The organism is Hydrogenophaga sp. PAMC20947 (genome assembly GCF_004795855.1).
GTDB lineage: Bacteria > Pseudomonadota > Gammaproteobacteria > Burkholderiales > Burkholderiaceae_C > Hydrogenophaga.
In genome coordinates this window covers 416,463-431,916 of the sequence record NZ_CP039252.1, presented here as the reverse complement: position 1 = coordinate 431,916, position 15,454 = coordinate 416,463, and the positions used below count along the sequence as shown (strand labels likewise).

The window sequence follows — 15,454 nt, the reverse complement described above, 5'->3', positions numbered from 1 at the left end:
TCGGTCATAGGGTTCCCGGGAGCAGGTTGACGCCGCATCACCTTGAGCCGCTTGGCAAGCCTGTGCGGCCAGCTGCGCCAGCAGATTTCCTGACGGCAACTTCGTAGACTTTGTCTACAACCTCCCTTGATCAGAGCACGTTGTCTGCCAGGCACGCATGGTCAGGAGCGACTGAGCGCCGATTTGAAACAAGAGATCGGCAAGCGTGCAGCGGTAACAACCAGGCCAAGATGCGCAAAGTGGCCAACGATCACAAGGTGGTGCCGGCGCAACGGCCCGAGCGTGTCATGGGCTGCTCCCGGAACCGCCATGTTCGCCATGCGGCTTCAAGCGGCACAGGGCACTGGCTGACCGCTCAGAAGCTCGCACCGATTTCGATCCAACCGCGGGTGCTCGCGCCGCTGGCGAGCAATTTGGGCACCGAGCCGATCCGGGTGGCGATGCTGAGCCTGGCGTTCCACCGTTTGGCGCCTAACCAGTTCAGGCCTACGCCCGCGCCGCTCAGGCTCGCACTGTTGACCCCGGTGGCCCAAGGCGCCTTGTTGACCCTGATCTGGGCGCTGTCGATAAAGGCCACGGTCTGCCATTGGCCCTGCCAGGCTGCGCCCAGATCGTGTCGCCATTCGGCGCTGATCAGGTGCCCGCTGTCGCCCGACAGGGCACCGGCGTCATAGGCGCGCACGGTGTAGGGGCCGCCTGCGGTCATTTTCTGAGCCGGATCCAGGTTGTCGTTCGCCCACTGGCCGGTGTAGGCCAGGTACAGGGAGTCCTTTGAACCCAGGCCCTGCAAGCGGGTGAGGTTCGCATTCCATTTGGAGAACCCGCCCTGTGTGTTGGCGGTGGCTGCATCCGAGCTCTGCGCTTGCGCATCGTCAAAGCCCACATCACCCGCTGTCACGCCCAGGCGCCAGGCGGTCACGCCGCCCAACAGAAACGCATCGCGCGCATCCCCGGAGAGGCTGGCCGTCCAGCTCTTCAGGCTGCGGTCCGTGTAAAGCGCGCTCGATTCAATGTGGTCGCGCAGTTGGGTGCCGTCGTACTGGAGCGTTCCATAAAGGTTGACCTCCTGGCTGCGCACGAAAGGGTGCTTGGCCCACAGGCTCGTCACCTTGGCGGTGCCGTTCGCATCCAGGGATGCGAGCTGGTCGCCCAAGGTGTAGCGCAGCGCCGAATACGATCCGCCCAGCCGGGTGCCCTGGCCATTGATCAGCGACTCATAGCTGACCCGCCCGTAATTCAAGCCCTCGCCCGAGCTGAGCCCGGTCACGCTCAGAACGTCGCCGTGGTGCAGCGGGTTGAGGACGTTGGCCGTGGCGCTGATGCGCGCTCTGCCCGTGTAGCGGTTGCCGGAATTGTCCAGCGTCACTTGGCCCGAGACGCCCGGGCCGGGCGCAGCGCCCACCAGCAAGTCGGAAGTGCCGGTGGCCTCACCGGGCTTCAAGACAGCGTTGACCTGGGCGCCCGGGATGTCCGACAGCAGCAGCAAAGAGCGCTCCATCGTGGTCTGGGCGATGAAGTCTGCGCTTTGCAGCGGCTGCAGGGTGGCCGCCAGCAAGGCGTCGCTGACTTGGCTGCGGTTGTCGAGCTGGACCTTGCCGTAACGCGCTTCGAGCACTTCGATGCGCACGGCACCCTCCCGGATCGTCTGCGCCGGGATGAAGGCGCGCGCCAGCGGGTAGCCCTGGCTGCGGTAATGCGCCGTGATGCGGCTGGCCAGCTCGCCGACCTGGATGAGGGTGAGGCTCTGGCCTTCACCGTCGCTCACCAGGGCGTGCAGGGTGGCGGCATCGAACAGGGTGTTGCCCGAGACCTCGATGCGTTTGACCTCAAAGGGGGCCGACGGCGGCAGCACGGCAGCGCCTTCGCGCTCGATGCTCAAGGGCGCAGCGACAGACGAAGGGGCCGCGGGCTGGGGCGGATTGACCTGCTGCAAGATGGCGCCGGCGTCTGGCGCGGCGGGTGCGGCCAGGGCGCTCTGGCCGCCCAGCGTGGACAGGGCGAGCAGCGAGATCAGCAGAACCGGCAGCGGTGGGGTGGCGACGGCGGTGGGACGGCGAGGAAAGCCGGAGAGGAGGGAGGCTTGCATGGGGATGGTTTTATTTTTGGATGTAGATCACGGTACTGGGCAGCTTCACGCCGCCGTCAACAACGCGCAGCGTGGGGCCTGGTCCAGCGGTCCCGAGGGTGGGATCGCCTGCAGGGCTGTCGCCAGACGCCACAACAAGCGCGCTGTCGGGGCTGATGCCGTTGCCGGCGCTGTTGATTTGCTGCACGGTCAGGGTGGTGGATGGACCGGGTACAGGAGGCAGCAGGTTCGCCAACAAGGTCCGCACGCCGTTGACCGCCTGGGGGGTGGGCGTTGGCGATGCGGGCGTGGGTTGCACGGGTGCGGCCACGCTGGCGGCAGGGTCGGTGGGTTGTGTGGGGGTGACGGGCGTCGATGGCGTAACTGGAGTAACTGGAGTAACCGGTATCGTTGGTGTCGTCGGAGGCGTTGTGCTGGTCGGCGTCACGGTCAGGTTGCCGCCGACATAGCTGATGAGGTAGCCCTGCTGGTTCGAGTACAGGCCACTGGGGGCATAACTGCCCACATCGGTCTCACCGCCCCAGTTGAAGCTACCGAGCAGGTCGGCGTTGGGGGTGCTGGAATAGCTCACACCGGTGGCCACAGTGGTTGCGCCGTCGTAGACCTTGGTGGTGTCGTTGGCGGTCACCGTCAAGGGGGTGAGGAAGTTGCGCAGCAGCGGCGAGGTGAATCCGTCGTAGTTGACCCAGGTGTTGGCGAAGTCCCAACCCACAAAGCTGCTCTGCTGCCGCATCTGCTCGGTGGTCAGGCCGGTGCCGCCATCGGAGAGGGTCGTCCCTGAGGTTTGGGTGTCCCAGTAGCTGTTGCTGATCGTGCCGCTGCTGTTGTTGATGCCCACCAGTCCGCCGACGGAGGTGGTTCCGCTGATGCTGCTTGCGGCGTAGCTGTTGTCGATCGTGCCGCTGTTGTAGCCCACCAGCCCGCCGGTGTAGTCGTTTCCGTTGACGCTGCCTGTGGCGTAGCTGTCGCTGATCGTGCCGTTGGTGTTGTTGATGCCCACCAGCCCGCCGACGGAGGAGTTTCCGCTGACGATGCTTGTGGCGTAACTGTTGCTGATCGTGCCGCTGCTGTTGCTGCCCACCAGCCCGCCGACGGAGGTGGCTCCGCTGACGTTGCCTTTGGCGTAGCTGTTGCTGATCGTGCCGCTGCTGTTGCTGCCCACTAGCCCGCCGACGGGGGAGGTTCCGCTGACGATGCCCGTGGCGTAGCTGTCGCTGATCGTGCCGCTGTTGAAGCCCACCAGCCCGCCGGTAAATAAGTTTCCGCTGACGATGCCCGTGGCGTAGCTGTCGCTGATCGTGCCGTTGGTGCTGTTGCTGCCCACCAGCCCGCCGGTGTATTCGTTTCCGTTGACCTTGCCCGTGGCGTAGCTGTCGCTGATCGTGCCGTTGGTGCTGTTGCTGCCCACCAGCCCGCCGACGTTCCTCTTCCCGCTGACGATGCCCGTGGCGTAGCTGTCGCTGATCGTGCCGCTGTCGTTGCTGCCCACCAGTCCTCCCAGGCTGACGACGGCTAAAGAAGTCGCGAAGGTCACGTTGCCCGTGGCGTAGCTGTTGCTGATCGTGCCGCTGTCGTTGCTGCCCACCAGCCCGCCGAACGCCGACAAGTTGCTACCAAAACCGAGGGGGACTCCCGTCGCGGTCACGCTGCCCGTGGCGTAGCTGTCGCTGATTCTGCTGCCGTTGTAGCCCACCAGCCCGCCGACGTTCGTCTTCCCGCTGACGATGCCAGTGGCGTGGCTTTCGCTGATCGTGCCGTTGTTGCTGCCCACCAGCCCGCCGGTGTAGTCTTTTCCGCTCACGCTGCCACCCAATAACCCGATGTTCTGGATGACGGCGCCCGTGTTGGTTGCGCCAAACAGGCCGACGTAATCTGTCGAAGACCGGCTGATGGTGAGACCGCTGATGGTGTGGCCCAGGCCGTCGAAAGTGCCGGTGAAGCCAGTGGAAAGGGTGCCCACGGGTGAAAAGCCTGCGCCCGCGTTCCAGCCTGAAGTCGTGGATGCGTCAATATCGTCACCCAGCACGTAGTTGCCGTTCAGTGCACCGTTCATGCCTTGCAAGTCGGTGGCCGTGGTGCTGCCCGCTGCGCCCAGGCTGGTGATGACGGTGTAGTTCTTGACCGCACCGTCCGAACCCTGCTTGGTGGTGAAGTTGGTGGTGCCCGCTAGCAGGGAGACGGCCCCGCCAGTGGTGATGACCTTGCTGGTGTTGCCCGCAGCCACTGCGCCCTGGCCGTATTCCAGCGCCAGGCTGGCGCCTCCTCTGACGTCCAGGGTGGCGTTGATGTTGATGTTGTTCTGCGCGTTCAGCGTGAGCTTGTTGGCGGTCCAGCTCACCGTGGCGTTGATGTTGATGTCGCCTGCTGTGCCGGTGGCGCCTTGGGTGCTTTGTATGGTGAAGTTACCACCCTCCAGGGCGGTTTTTACCTGGGTGCCGGTCATGTCACCGCCGCTGGCGGCAATGGTGAAGTCCACCGGGTCGATCAGCCATGTGCCACTCTTTCCGCTCTTTCCACCGTTGCCGCTGGCGGCCAGCGTGGTGATCTGTGCCCCCTCGAGCACCCTGACATGGGCGGCGGAGGTTTCGATGAAGCCGCCGTTGCCGCCATCGGGCGCGCTGGCGTCCAGCGTGCCGCCTACCTGGGTGGTGCCCGCCGCCATGCCGCCGAGCAAGATGATGGTGCCGTCCTGGTCGTCCACCGTGCGCGCTTCGATCACGCCGGTGTTGTTCACCACGCTGGCCAGCAAAGCGTCTTTGGCGCCCGCGCTCATGAGCACCTTGCCGCCGTCGGCCTTGATCAGCCCGCCGTTGTCGGCCAGGTTGTTCAGCGTACTCTCGTCCACCTGCATCTGGACCAGGCTGTTGCCGGCAAAGGTGAGCGTGGCGGCGCTGCCCGCGCCCAGCGCCACGGCGCCCGGTTGGCCGGCGGCCGAGGTCGCGGTGATGCTGCCCTGGTTGCTGACGGTGTTGCCCAGCAGCGCCACATAGTGGCCCTTGATCGTGCCCTGGTTGACCACGCTGCCGGTGCCGCTGCCGGCGAAGCTGCGGCTGGCGCTGTTCAGGCTGGCGTCGTTGATGTCGAGCGTGGAGGCCACCAGGCCGCCCACGTTGACCTGTGCGCCCTGGCCAAACAGGATGCCGTTGGGGTTGATCAGATACACCTGTCCGTTGGCATTCAAGCGCCCGAGAAACTGTGTGCCGTTGGTGTCGGCGATGCGGTTGACCGCGATGGCGCTGGCCGACGGCTGCACGAAGTTCACCGTCTCTTGCGCCTGGGTGTTGAAGCTTTGCCAGTTGAGCGAGAGGTTCTGGCTGCCCTGGTTGATGGTGGTGGTGGAGCCGGTCTGTTCCACGCTGCCAGTGCCTGCGGCGATGGTGCCGCCAATGGGCCCGGCGTGGGCGGACAGCGTGAGGGCCGTTGCGAGCACGGCGGCGCTGCTGCGCAGGCGTTTGCCTTTGCGCCGGGCGCCGTCGGCTTCAGAGACGGCCACCCAGGTGCCCAGGGCGGCGTTGTAGACGGAGCGGTATGTGTGGTTCATGGCGGCAGGTTGCGGTTATGGGGACAAGCTCCCGGCACCTGGCAGCCACAGACACAGCCGGGCTTGCCGGTTGATGGGCTTGGGGGTGCAAGTGTATTCAGCAACGCCTGCCGGCACTGTCTGATATTTGACAAAAACGCGCACATTGGGAGAAAAACATAGGCCGTTGTGCCTGGCGTTAGCGGTGAGCCATCTGCGCCTCGGCGCAAGGTGTTAGACGGGAGGGGTGACGGGCACGCGCCCAATCGAGCGAAACGAATGTCGGCGTTGGGTCGCTATGCAAACAAAGCCGTCCACAGTGAACCCTATGCGTAGGTTTCAACCACGTATGGTTGAGACCCATAAGGGTCGAGAGCTCCAGTTCACCTTCGGCGTGAGCAGTCGTTCCAGCGACCTTGTCTGCCTGGCTGCAGTCGGGTGACCGGTCTGGGTGGTCAACCGGTCGCTCGGGGCCTTGTTCCGCGAATGACAGGTTACGAAACTCGCGAACGTTCAGGCGTCAATTTCCTATGCCTGCAGTCAGCCTTAACCTGCCGGCCAGTTTGAAACATTTTTGGGGGCAAGGATACTTACGGCGTCAACGGCGAATCTGGGGATCGACAACGAGAGCTGAACGTTGCAGCTCTCTGCCAATCTCGTGCGACTCATTCCGCCGCTTCCACGACGAAGTCGCCTCCCGGATGAAGGCAGCAATTGATCCAGCCAGCTTCACGTCCCGGGCATCGGTTGATCCCGCCAGGGCTTGCCCGATGTGCATCCAGCCCTTCAAGGTTTCCGCCCTGCTGGCGCCCACCTTGTCGCCAGAACTGATGGTGGGACGAACCTTTCTCAATCGCCCATCTTCCTTGGCCTTCAGGCGCCAGAGGTCGGGATGACTCATGTTCTGACCACGCGTTGCCTGCCGAGTGGCCTCCGCTTCAATCCCGTACCCACGCAGCTTATCGGCAAAGGTCTCGCGCCAGCGGTGCAGATCGGTTTTTCTGGGGTTGAGGCGCCGCCCATGTCTGGACTCAGCCCGCACACTGATGTGCACATGCGGATTGGCCTGGTGGTCGTGCAGCACCATCACGTACTTGTGGTCGGCCAGCTCGGCCTGCGCGAATTCGCGCGCCGCACGCTGCACGATCAGCGGGTCGGTGCCGCACGGCATGGACAGCATGATGTTGAAGGCCTCGCGCCGGTACCCAACTTCGTCGATCAAGCTGCCGCCAAAGCGCCAGTCTTCGGTGAGTTCGTGCACTGCATCTTGGCCCCGAAGGGTTTCGCTCCGTTCATCTTCCATGTCGAGCCGGCCGTTCTTGCTGATGTAGCGAAAGTGGGCGGCAATGGCTTGCATGCCCCGCCCTCCCCCGGTAACCTTGACCATCACCTGGGGTGCACGCCGCACCACTGTGGCTTCGATGCGTTCTCGGATGGCCGCAGCCCTCTGCCGCATCGCCCCGGCGTCCAGCCTGGGCTGAGGCTTGACTTTCACCACCCGGTTGCCCGGATAGAACAACCGGTCGCCCCACTGGATCAGGACGCCATCGAGGTTGGGGGTTTGGGCCATGGATTGCTCCTTCTTCGTCAATGGTTGCGTTGTTGTGCTGGCCGGGCTTGATGGCTGCGCGGGCGCAGATCGGCCAGTGCGCAAGCAGCGAGTGCCAGGTGGCGCCGGATGTCCCCGTCCAGTGTGTTGAGCATGTCTCGATAGGCCAGCGCTGGCACCACATCACCCTGGCGCAGCAGGTGGGTCAGGTGGTGGATGTTGCGGCTGAGGGTGCACAGCTCAGCGTTGTCGGCAATCAGCGCCGCAACATGGTCGGCATGCCGCCCACCTTCCAGGATCGCGGGCACGCCTGCCACCAGTTGGGCCACGTAGCGCCCTGGGCTCAATCCTGCCCGCCGTGCCGCTGCCAACGTTGCAGCGGACTCGTCGCTCCCCATGCGCAGGCAAAGGCGCGCACGCTCGCTTGCGCGCCTCACTGTGTACTTTTCGGATGGCTCGGTCATGTTCTCTGCAGACCGGTCCAGTTCGTCCGCCAGTGCCTTTCGAACCAGCTCCGAAGGCGACACGCCGAGGGCTTGAGCGCGCTCCATGAGCAAGGCCTTCAGGCCATGCAAGTCGACGCTGATGCGGTTCCGTGACGAGGGTTCCATCCCGAGCCTCCTGACAACTGATCACCCCTTGGGTGAGCGTGTCAGACAACCGGCGCCACCGCGCCTATCCTGCACTCACCTACGCATTCAGTATTGGCGGCAATCGCGGTCTCAGGATCGATGATTCCGCTCGAGAAATCATCGGACTGCCGCTGTGACACGCGGGTCACCTGGCCCGAAAGTGGACCGAAAGCGGACCGAAAGTGGCCCAAAAGCGGACTGAAACCGGCCCAAAAGTGGACCGAGTTTTGAGGGCAGCTTTCTTTCGACGAACCATCGGAAGGACAACCACTTCGAGAGGCCCAGCTTGTCACTCGGAGTGACAGTGGCCCCGTGCAGGCTGACCTGAAGCGCACACGCCCTGAAGCGCCCCGGGCTTGGCTGAGCGGTGGTTTGTCACTCAGAGTGACAACACTGGCCCCGTTCAGGCTGCCCTGAAGCGCACCCACCCATCGAGCACAAGGCTAGGATGGACCGCGGTTTGTCACTCGGAGTGACAACGCTGGACCATGCAGGCGGGCCCAAAGCGCACCCGCCCATCCAGTACAGGGCTTGGCTGAACCGCGGTTTGTCACTCGGAGTGACAACACTGGCCCCGTTCAGGCCGTCCTGAAGCGCACCCTCCCATCGATCGCAGGGCTTGGCTGAACCGTGGTTTGTCACTCGGAGTGACAACGCTGGCCCCATGCAGGCGGGCCCAAAGCGCACCCGCCCATCCAGTACAGGGCTTGGCTGAACCGCGGTTTGTCACTCGGAGTGACAACACTGGCCCCGTCCAGACATGACTGACGCGACTTTCCATATTGGCGAGGTAGCGCTGAACCGCAGACTTGTCACTCCGATGGACAAAGCCAGCCGGGTTCACGGGTTGGCTGCTGCTCCGAGGTGGTCTGTGCCAAAGGCGCCGGTCGTTCTCCTGGCACGGCGACTCAGTGGTAGTCGTCTTCGAGCTGATGGCGCAAAGCGGTGACCACCACATCGGCGGCGCCTTCGATTTCGAACAAGGCAACATAACCCGTTCGCCCAAACGGGATGATCAGCTCGCGCAAGAAAGGGCTGTTCCCCGCCTTGCGGCAGGTGAAGGGCGAAGTCTGCAAGGTGGCAACGCCGGCGCGAATGGCCAGCAAGGCCCGCTCGGGCAGGGCCAGGTCGCCACCGTCGCGCGCCAGTTCCCGCTCCAGCACGAAGTCAAACAGCCGTTCGAGATCGGCCTGGGCCTCGCGGGTGAAGCGAACCCTAAAGCTCACTTCTTTGTCTTCGCGATGCGGGTGCGTGCGGCGTCCAGCTTGCGCTGCAATTGTTCGATCACAACATCAGCGTCGACATAGTCGCCGGTGCGTTGTGCTTCGTCGCGCGAACGCAGGCCGCGGGCAATGAACTCGGCCTGGACACGCCGGCGCTGCACGGTGGCCCGCACCGAGGCCTCGACGAACTCGGAGAGCGTCTCGCCGTCGCCAAGCAACGACTCAACCTCGGCCCGGAACTCGGGGTCCACGCGAACGGAGGGGATGGTGGCGGTTTTCATAAATTCAGTGTATCGCATTTGCGCTGCACAATGGCAAACCCAGTCGACTTGTCACTCGGAGTGACAAAGCAGTCGGTGCGAGGAAAGGCGAACAGGGGATCCGGCCATGCTCCGCCCTCCCCTGTGCCCGCGCACCGCGCGCTGTTGAACACAAAACAAAAATGGGCCCGAGGGCCCATGGGTCAGACCAGACCTTTTTCGGCCATCGACTGCACCGCACTGCCCGCCACGATGAAGTGGTCCAGCACCCGCACATCGATGAGCGCTGCAGCCTGCTTCAGCGTTTGCGTCAGGAATTCGTCGGCCTTAGAAGGATCGGCCACGCCCGAAGGATGGTTGTGCACGAGTAACAGAGCGCAGCTGTTGCGAAGAAGGGCATCGCGCACTACTTCGCGCGGGTAGACCGATGTCTGACTTACCGTGCCCCGGAACATCTCGACGTAGTCCAGCACGCGGTTCTGAGCGTCCAGGTGCACCACCGCAAACACCTCGTGCGGCAAAGTCCCCAGGCGCGTGCGCAGGAAGTCCTTGACCACCGCAGGCGAAGACATCACGTCGCTGCCCCGCACATGCGCGGCCAGCAAGCGCTGCGCGGCCAACAGCACCTCGTCGGCCTCGGCCGCACGGTACCCACCGGCGACATCGCGCACCAACAGCGCAGAAGCGCCCACCGAGAGAGTCTGAAAAGAATCGAGGGAAGAAAACAGATCGTGCTGCATGACGAACTCCAGTGATCGGGCGGGATTGCCCGAGACCGGAACCGGCACGCCGCAGCGCAGCAGTCACAGGTTCGAAGACGGCCGCCAGGCCGCCAGCGCACACCGTGCGCGCAGACCTTGACGGCGAGAACGGTGTGCAAGGATGAAGGGAACAGCAAGCCAGCCCCACCACACAAGCCCGCGTGAGACAGGCAAGCGCAGCGCGCAGGCCGAGGGCCCACCGACGGCGGTAGGCGTCAGGGATCGCAGCCGCATGGCCGCGACCCGGCACGGGGCGCGGGGCACAGCCCGCAGAGCCCGACGGCGGCACGCCGGGACGCAATGACGACAATCGACTCACGCCAACGGCCGCAGCCAACGCCACCGAAGACAATCCCATCAAAGCAAGCGCCCCACGCCATGAAGAAAGTCCCCACTACCACCGCTGCCGCCACCCCTTGGGCCTTCCGCACCCGGTTTCGCCGCAGCGCCTTCGGCTGGAAAGCCTCCCGGCTGGCCATTGAACGCATCCACGAGGCGCTGATCGAGATCCGGGCGGCAGCCCGGATCGACCCCGCCCGTGCGGGCGAAGGGGCCGTGTTCCTGCTGGAAAAGCTCTCGCCCGCCCTGTGCCAGGTCGACAGCTCGTCGGGCGCCCTGGGCAGCGCTGCCCATGCGGCCGTGCAAGAACTGGCACCGCTGATCAGCAACGCACCGGTGAGCACCTCCGTGCGCCAGAAATGGCTGGACCGCCTGTTTGAGGCCATCCAGGAAGACGATCCCCCCTACATCGAATCCCTCGGTGATCACTGGGGCGACCTTTGCGCCACGAAGGAACTGGCCTCGGACTGGAGCGACCGGTTGCTGCCCAGCCAGATCAACGTGCTGCGCGAGCGCGCCAGCGACACGTTTGCGTACTTTGCGGGAACAAGCCTGTGCTACAGCGCCCTGTTCAAGGCTGGCCGCCACGAAGAAATCCTGCAACTGCTGAGCCAAGACCGCCACCCGATCTGGTCCTATCTGATCTGGGGCGCCCGCGTGCTGGCCGCCAGAGGCCAAATCGATGAGGCCATCGCCTATGCTCGCGATCGAGCGGGCATCCACACCAACGAAGAAGTCCTCGCCCGCTTTGCCGAAGACCTGCTGCTCAAGGCCGGCCGGCGGGATGAAGCCTTCGACCAGTACGCGCTGAGGGCCAACCAGGCCCACACCCACCTCGCGACGTTCAGGGCCTTGGCGAAGAAATACCCCGAGTTGGCGCCAGACAAGCTGCTGGGCCACCTGGTCGGGTCCACCCCCCATGCGCCCGGCAAGTGGTTCGCCACCGCCAAGACGCTGAAACTGTTTGATCAGGCCACCCAGCTGGCCTGGGCCTCACCCTGTGACCCCAAGACCCTGACCCGTGCCGCACGCGACCACCTGAAAACCCAACCAACCTTTGCGATGCAGTGCGCCCTGGCCGCCCTGCATTGGATGTCGACCGGCCACGGCTACGAACTCACCAGCCTGGATGTGCAGGAGGCCCACCGACTCGCCATCGACGCGGCAAGCAATACCCAGCAAACCGAACAAGCCCAGGCCACCATCGCCCAAACGCTCGCCACCGATAAGCCGATGACGGCCTGGATGAAGCAAGCGCTGGGCGTGGTGCCGTCACCAGCGCTACGCAAAAGCCGTTGATCTGTGGGCACCGCCGGGGCCAAGGATCCAAAGACAAACGGATAAGCTCGTCAGCGATTGCGACCATGAACGGCACCTGAGACCAGCAAGCTGAGTGGCGAGTAAAGGCTGGGTGCGGACATAGGACGTTGACGCCTGAACGCTCGCGAGCTTCGTAACCTGTCATTCGCGGAACGAGGCACCGAGCGGCCGGTTGACCACCCAGACCGGTCATCCAACTGAGGCCAGGCAGACAAGATCGCTGGAACGACTGCTCACGCCGAAGGTGAACTGGTGCTCCCGACCCTGAACTGCCGGTCGATGTCCTGCCACCAAGGACGGGAATGCAGCGGTTGCAGTAGGCCGCCCTCGTCGACTGAACTCACGGTTTTGGAGGCCAAGCGGGCATCCAAGACTCGACGATTGCTAGCTCCCGGTGGCCGGTTTCGACGTGCTGCCGACATCGCCAGTCACCGCGGAGAATTGGACCTCAATTGAGAGCAGATCTACCACGGCGAGCCTCGACGGTCGAACTGGCGTTGACCTTGCGGTCCGCGCATGACTGCAAGACCTATCTCACGTACCAGCTAGCGGCGCATGGCAGCGGATCACTCGGCTGCCTCGCGCCGAGGCAGCGCGAGGCAGCGCGAGGCAGCGCGAGGCACTGTAACTCGCGGTCAAAGGCCAGCCGGCGAAGCAGATCGCGTCAGTTCTCGGGATCTCGCCGCGCACTGTGGAGTTCCACAGGTACCAGATGATGGAAACTCTGGGCCTGCACACCGACGCCGAGCTGGTCCACTTCGCCCTCAAGCATGGCCTCGCCGAACGGTTCCATTTCCGATAACACCATGGGGCTATTTTTTTTCTTTGCCTTTCCGACGTCGCTCCCTGTATTTCTTTAGGGCCTCCCTCTTGGGCTTATATTCGAAGGTTTCGCCCTTGCGGATGAGGAATTGTTCCGGAAATTTCTTTTCGATCCTATTTAATCGATCCATCGTATCGGGATGAACATTGCCTTCCAGATACATCTCGATGCGCACGTCGTGGCTTTGCATGATCGCCTGATCATTGGCCAGTTGCTGTTTGATGTCGATCGGACGCAGAGTTGATTTCATGTAGTTTTTCGCCTCGACCAGCACGACCCCCTTGTCATCGCGGTAGGCGCGGTCATAGCGACGTACCTTGCGGGTGCCATGCGGAGCCGGGATTTCAACTTCGCGAAGCCCGTCTTTCGATAGCCCGATTTTCTCTGCGAACTTGATCAGACCATCGCGTTTGCCGCGCGCTACACTGACTAGGATCTCGCGTCGCAGGTCTTTCTTGGTGGGCCCCGAGATCGCTTTCGAATACTCCGGAACCTCACGTTTGATACCGGCATTTTCTTGTTCCCGCCCCTCGCCGATCAACCCGCTGTCCTTGCCCGTGGGTTCCCCCTTTTTGGGTTTGTCTATGACGCCAAGCCCCTGATCTTCCTTTTCCCGATGACCGATGGCCTTGCGCGCCTGCCCCGTCCCTGTGCCTTCAGTATGGGCGTCATGGGTTTCGCGCAGGTCAGTATCGGCGGCGGTTTCGCCGCGCGCGCGGGCGTCTTCTGCGCGCATGGCCGCCTCATGGGCCTTGGCGCGTTTCAGGAGCGCGTCGCCTTCCGCCTTCTCAGCATCGCGGTGTTTTTTCGCCTCTGCGGCCTCAGCACCCCGACGGCGGGTCGGTGGCGTGCCATTGGTTTTTTTCGCAGCGGGTTGGGGCGCCTCAGTGCTCGGCGTATTGGCTCTGGTTTTCGCGGCCACGCCGCGCTTTTCGGCGGCCTCTTCGGGTTTACCCAACCCGCGATCCTGGATGTTGCGGGCAGCATCGGGATCTGCGGGTGGGCTTGACGCGGGCGGCTTGGGCGGCTCCTTGCCACGCGGATCCGCACCAGGATCAGGTGCATTCGGCGCGAGCGCTTTGGCGCGTGGTGGGTTCTGAGCGGGGGCTCGCATCTCTGGCGGCAGGGTTTCCGGCGCCGACGGTACGGGCGCGTCGGCCCTTGGCGGCGGCGCACCCTCAACATCCGGCGCGTCGATCTGGTCTGTTTCGATTTGACCTGTGTCCCTTGCAGCCATGCGTTTGCCAACTTGCTTGCTTACCTGCTTGCCGGTCTCGGCGATGACTTTCTGCACAATCCGCTTGCCAACCTCATTCACGGCAATTTTTGACAGGATTTTCGAGGTGATGACCATGTCATCGGACTTGCCGCTGAGAGTTGCCATAGTCAGGCAGGCGGCGATATTGCGTATACGCTCGGCATCTCCGTCATCATCAATCGCGTCGGCGATGGCAGAGATCAGGTTGACCCCGGGAATGATCGTTTTACCAACTTTCTTGATCAGCCAATTGATCGCCCAAGCGCGGACCGCATCCTTGACGGCATCGGGGATGAAATCGGCGGCGATCTGCGCGATCTTGTCTTTGTAGGTCTCGGGCAGCTTGGCAAGCTCGGCCTTGACGTATTTCAGCGCAAACTCCGCCATCAGCGGGATCAGCTTGTAGATCGTACTCTTGAGCCTGGCGAAGCTGAGCGAGCCTGAGGCGAAGGCGTCCGGCGTGACAATCGATACCAGCGTATGTCCGCGATGTGTGCGGTCCAGATAATTCTGCAACCGGTTCTGCAGCGGGTGTGTCGAGGCCTCTGCGCCCAGCCCTTGCCGGCTGAACCCCATGACTTCACGCTGCAATCCGAACATACTGCCATGGACCAGCACCTGTGTCTTGTGTGGCCCGGTCACGCGCAGCTGATAGCTGGCAAGTATCCCAAGGCTGACATAAAGCCCCGGGTGAGGAAGCCTGCGCAGCATGTTTTCCCCCGGCCCCTGAATAAGCAGCGAATAGGGCGCGATGCCGGGTAGGGTCACCGGCTCGCCGCGTCCGTCCAGCACCACCGAATAGACGCTGCTGTAAAGGATGATGCCGACGGTTGAGCCGATGGGTTTGTCTGCCCACTGTGCCGTGACGCGCAAGTGCGAGGATTTTCCCGCATCGCCAAAGGTGAGCCCGCGCAATGTGGCAAGCGCGCGCGAGATGACCGGTGTGCGCGTGCCGCGGGTTTCAACAGCGATACGGCCCTTGCCGATGGTGTTTCGCAACTCATCGGCGAATTTGTCCATCAGATCCGCCCACGCTTCGCGGTCTTCCAGCGTTATTTTTGCGGCCGAGGTGTCCTTCGTCACAGCAGAGCGTGCCCGTCCGCTGCGTAGATCGGCAAAGCGTTGCCAGTCGGGCAGCCGGTCCATCGGCGGCACCTTGAGGATCGCGGGATCAAGGGCCGGATTGTCACGAAAAGACACCCGGTAGGGTTTGGAGGTCCGTGCCTCAATCGTGGCGGCGATGCGCAGGGCCATGTCAGCCAGGTCCATGAACTTGCGCGGATAGGTCGCGTGGGTAGAAATGGTCAGCGCGTCATCCACAAGCCACAGCAGGCGAAACAGGCACGGGGTAGGGCCGGTCAGGGCTGTGGCCAGCCAGCCGTGAAACAGGAGACTGTCCAGCTCCCTCCGACCGTAAAGGATCTCCGGTTGCTCGCGCGGCCAATTGACAGGGCCGCGTGGCAGCGCGGCAGCCCTATTTTCCAGCATGTCCAACGTGACATCGTGGCACACAACCATGGTGCCCGCCTTGGCGTCATAGACACTGAGAAACGTCTCGACAGGCTTGTAGGGGATGCCAAGCCAAGCGGTATTGGTGCCGCGTTCGGCATCTGTCGGCGCAACCGTCTTTGCGGCTGCGTCATCCGCGTCGTTATCCGCCATGGGGCACCTCCGCGCTGACGC

The 15,454-nt window shown here is 63.6% G+C and carries 10 protein-coding genes; 1 reads left to right on the top strand and 9 read right to left on the bottom strand.

Annotated features, from left to right (window positions below; genetic code table 11):
• Positions 1–355: 355 nt before the first annotated feature.
• The 7 genes from E5678_RS01960 to radC all read right to left on the bottom strand — a co-directional run bounded on the left by E5678_RS01960 (position 356) and on the right by radC (position 10,010).
• A complete protein-coding gene (locus E5678_RS01960; RefSeq protein ID WP_136176972.1) occupies positions 356–2,086 on the bottom strand; it encodes a ShlB/FhaC/HecB family hemolysin secretion/activation protein in 1,731 nt (576 codons plus the stop codon).
• 10 nt (positions 2,087–2,096) lie between these two features.
• Positions 2,097–5,627 (bottom strand): GLUG motif-containing protein, encoded by a 3,531-nt coding sequence (locus E5678_RS01955; RefSeq protein ID WP_136176971.1) that lies wholly within the window; start codon positions 5,625–5,627, stop codon positions 2,097–2,099.
• Positions 5,628–6,204: 577 nt separating this feature from the next.
• Complete coding sequence (locus E5678_RS01950) at positions 6,205–7,176, bottom strand: conjugal transfer protein TraS (protein WP_136176970.1); 972 nt, start codon at positions 7,174–7,176, stop codon at positions 6,205–6,207.
• 17 nt (positions 7,177–7,193) lie between these two features.
• Positions 7,194–7,766, bottom strand: a complete 573-nt coding sequence (locus E5678_RS01945) for a hypothetical protein (protein ID WP_136176969.1) — start codon at positions 7,764–7,766, stop codon at positions 7,194–7,196.
• A 929-nt stretch (positions 7,767–8,695) separates the two neighbouring features.
• Entirely contained in the window at positions 8,696–9,013 is a 318-nt protein-coding gene (locus E5678_RS01940) for a type II toxin-antitoxin system RelE/ParE family toxin (RefSeq protein ID WP_136176968.1), read from the bottom strand.
• The gene (locus E5678_RS01935) at positions 9,010–9,291 is read right to left on the bottom strand and encodes a YlcI/YnfO family protein (protein ID WP_136176967.1); all 282 of its coding nucleotides are present in this window, start codon (positions 9,289–9,291) and stop codon (positions 9,010–9,012) included. Before E5678_RS01935 ends, E5678_RS01940 begins: the two co-directional genes overlap by 4 nt.
• A 182-nt stretch (positions 9,292–9,473) precedes the next feature.
• Entirely contained in the window at positions 9,474–10,010 is a 537-nt protein-coding gene (gene radC, locus E5678_RS01930) for a DNA repair protein RadC (protein ID WP_136176966.1), read from the bottom strand.
• Between the two features lie 399 nt (positions 10,011–10,409).
• On the opposite strand from radC, the gene E5678_RS01925 reads away from it, so the two are divergent.
• Positions 10,410–11,669 (top strand): hypothetical protein, encoded by a 1,260-nt coding sequence (locus tag E5678_RS01925; protein WP_136176965.1) that lies wholly within the window; start codon positions 10,410–10,412, stop codon positions 11,667–11,669.
• A gap of 685 nt (positions 11,670–12,354) precedes the next feature.
• Here the strand turns inward: E5678_RS01925 and E5678_RS22535 are convergent.
• Complete coding sequence (locus E5678_RS22535) at positions 12,355–12,498, bottom strand: hypothetical protein (RefSeq protein ID WP_247596882.1); 144 nt, start codon at positions 12,496–12,498, stop codon at positions 12,355–12,357.
• Between the two features lie 4 nt (positions 12,499–12,502).
• Positions 12,503–15,433 (bottom strand): hypothetical protein, encoded by a 2,931-nt coding sequence (locus tag E5678_RS01915; protein WP_136176964.1) that lies wholly within the window; start codon positions 15,431–15,433, stop codon positions 12,503–12,505.
• Positions 15,434–15,454 lie beyond the last annotated feature (21 nt).

Coding starts and splice junctions, on each gene's coding strand:
- E5678_RS01935 (WP_136176967.1), bottom strand. CDS start 9,291: ATGAAAACCGCCACCATCCCCTCCGTTCGCGTGGACCCCGAGTTCCGG.
- E5678_RS01960 (WP_136176972.1), bottom strand. CDS start 2,086: ATGCAAGCCTCCCTCCTCTCCGGCTTTCCTCGCCGTCCCACCGCCGTC.
- E5678_RS22535 (WP_247596882.1), bottom strand. CDS start 12,498: ATGGTGTTATCGGAAATGGAACCGTTCGGCGAGGCCATGCTTGAGGGC.
- E5678_RS01925 (WP_136176965.1), top strand. CDS start 10,410: ATGAAGAAAGTCCCCACTACCACCGCTGCCGCCACCCCTTGGGCCTTC.
- E5678_RS01915 (WP_136176964.1), bottom strand. CDS start 15,433: ATGGCGGATAACGACGCGGATGACGCAGCCGCAAAGACGGTTGCGCCG.
- radC (WP_136176966.1), bottom strand. CDS start 10,010: ATGCAGCACGATCTGTTTTCTTCCCTCGATTCTTTTCAGACTCTCTCG.
- E5678_RS01955 (WP_136176971.1), bottom strand. CDS start 5,627: ATGAACCACACATACCGCTCCGTCTACAACGCCGCCCTGGGCACCTGG.
- E5678_RS01950 (WP_136176970.1), bottom strand. CDS start 7,176: ATGGCCCAAACCCCCAACCTCGATGGCGTCCTGATCCAGTGGGGCGAC.
- E5678_RS01945 (WP_136176969.1), bottom strand. CDS start 7,766: ATGGAACCCTCGTCACGGAACCGCATCAGCGTCGACTTGCATGGCCTG.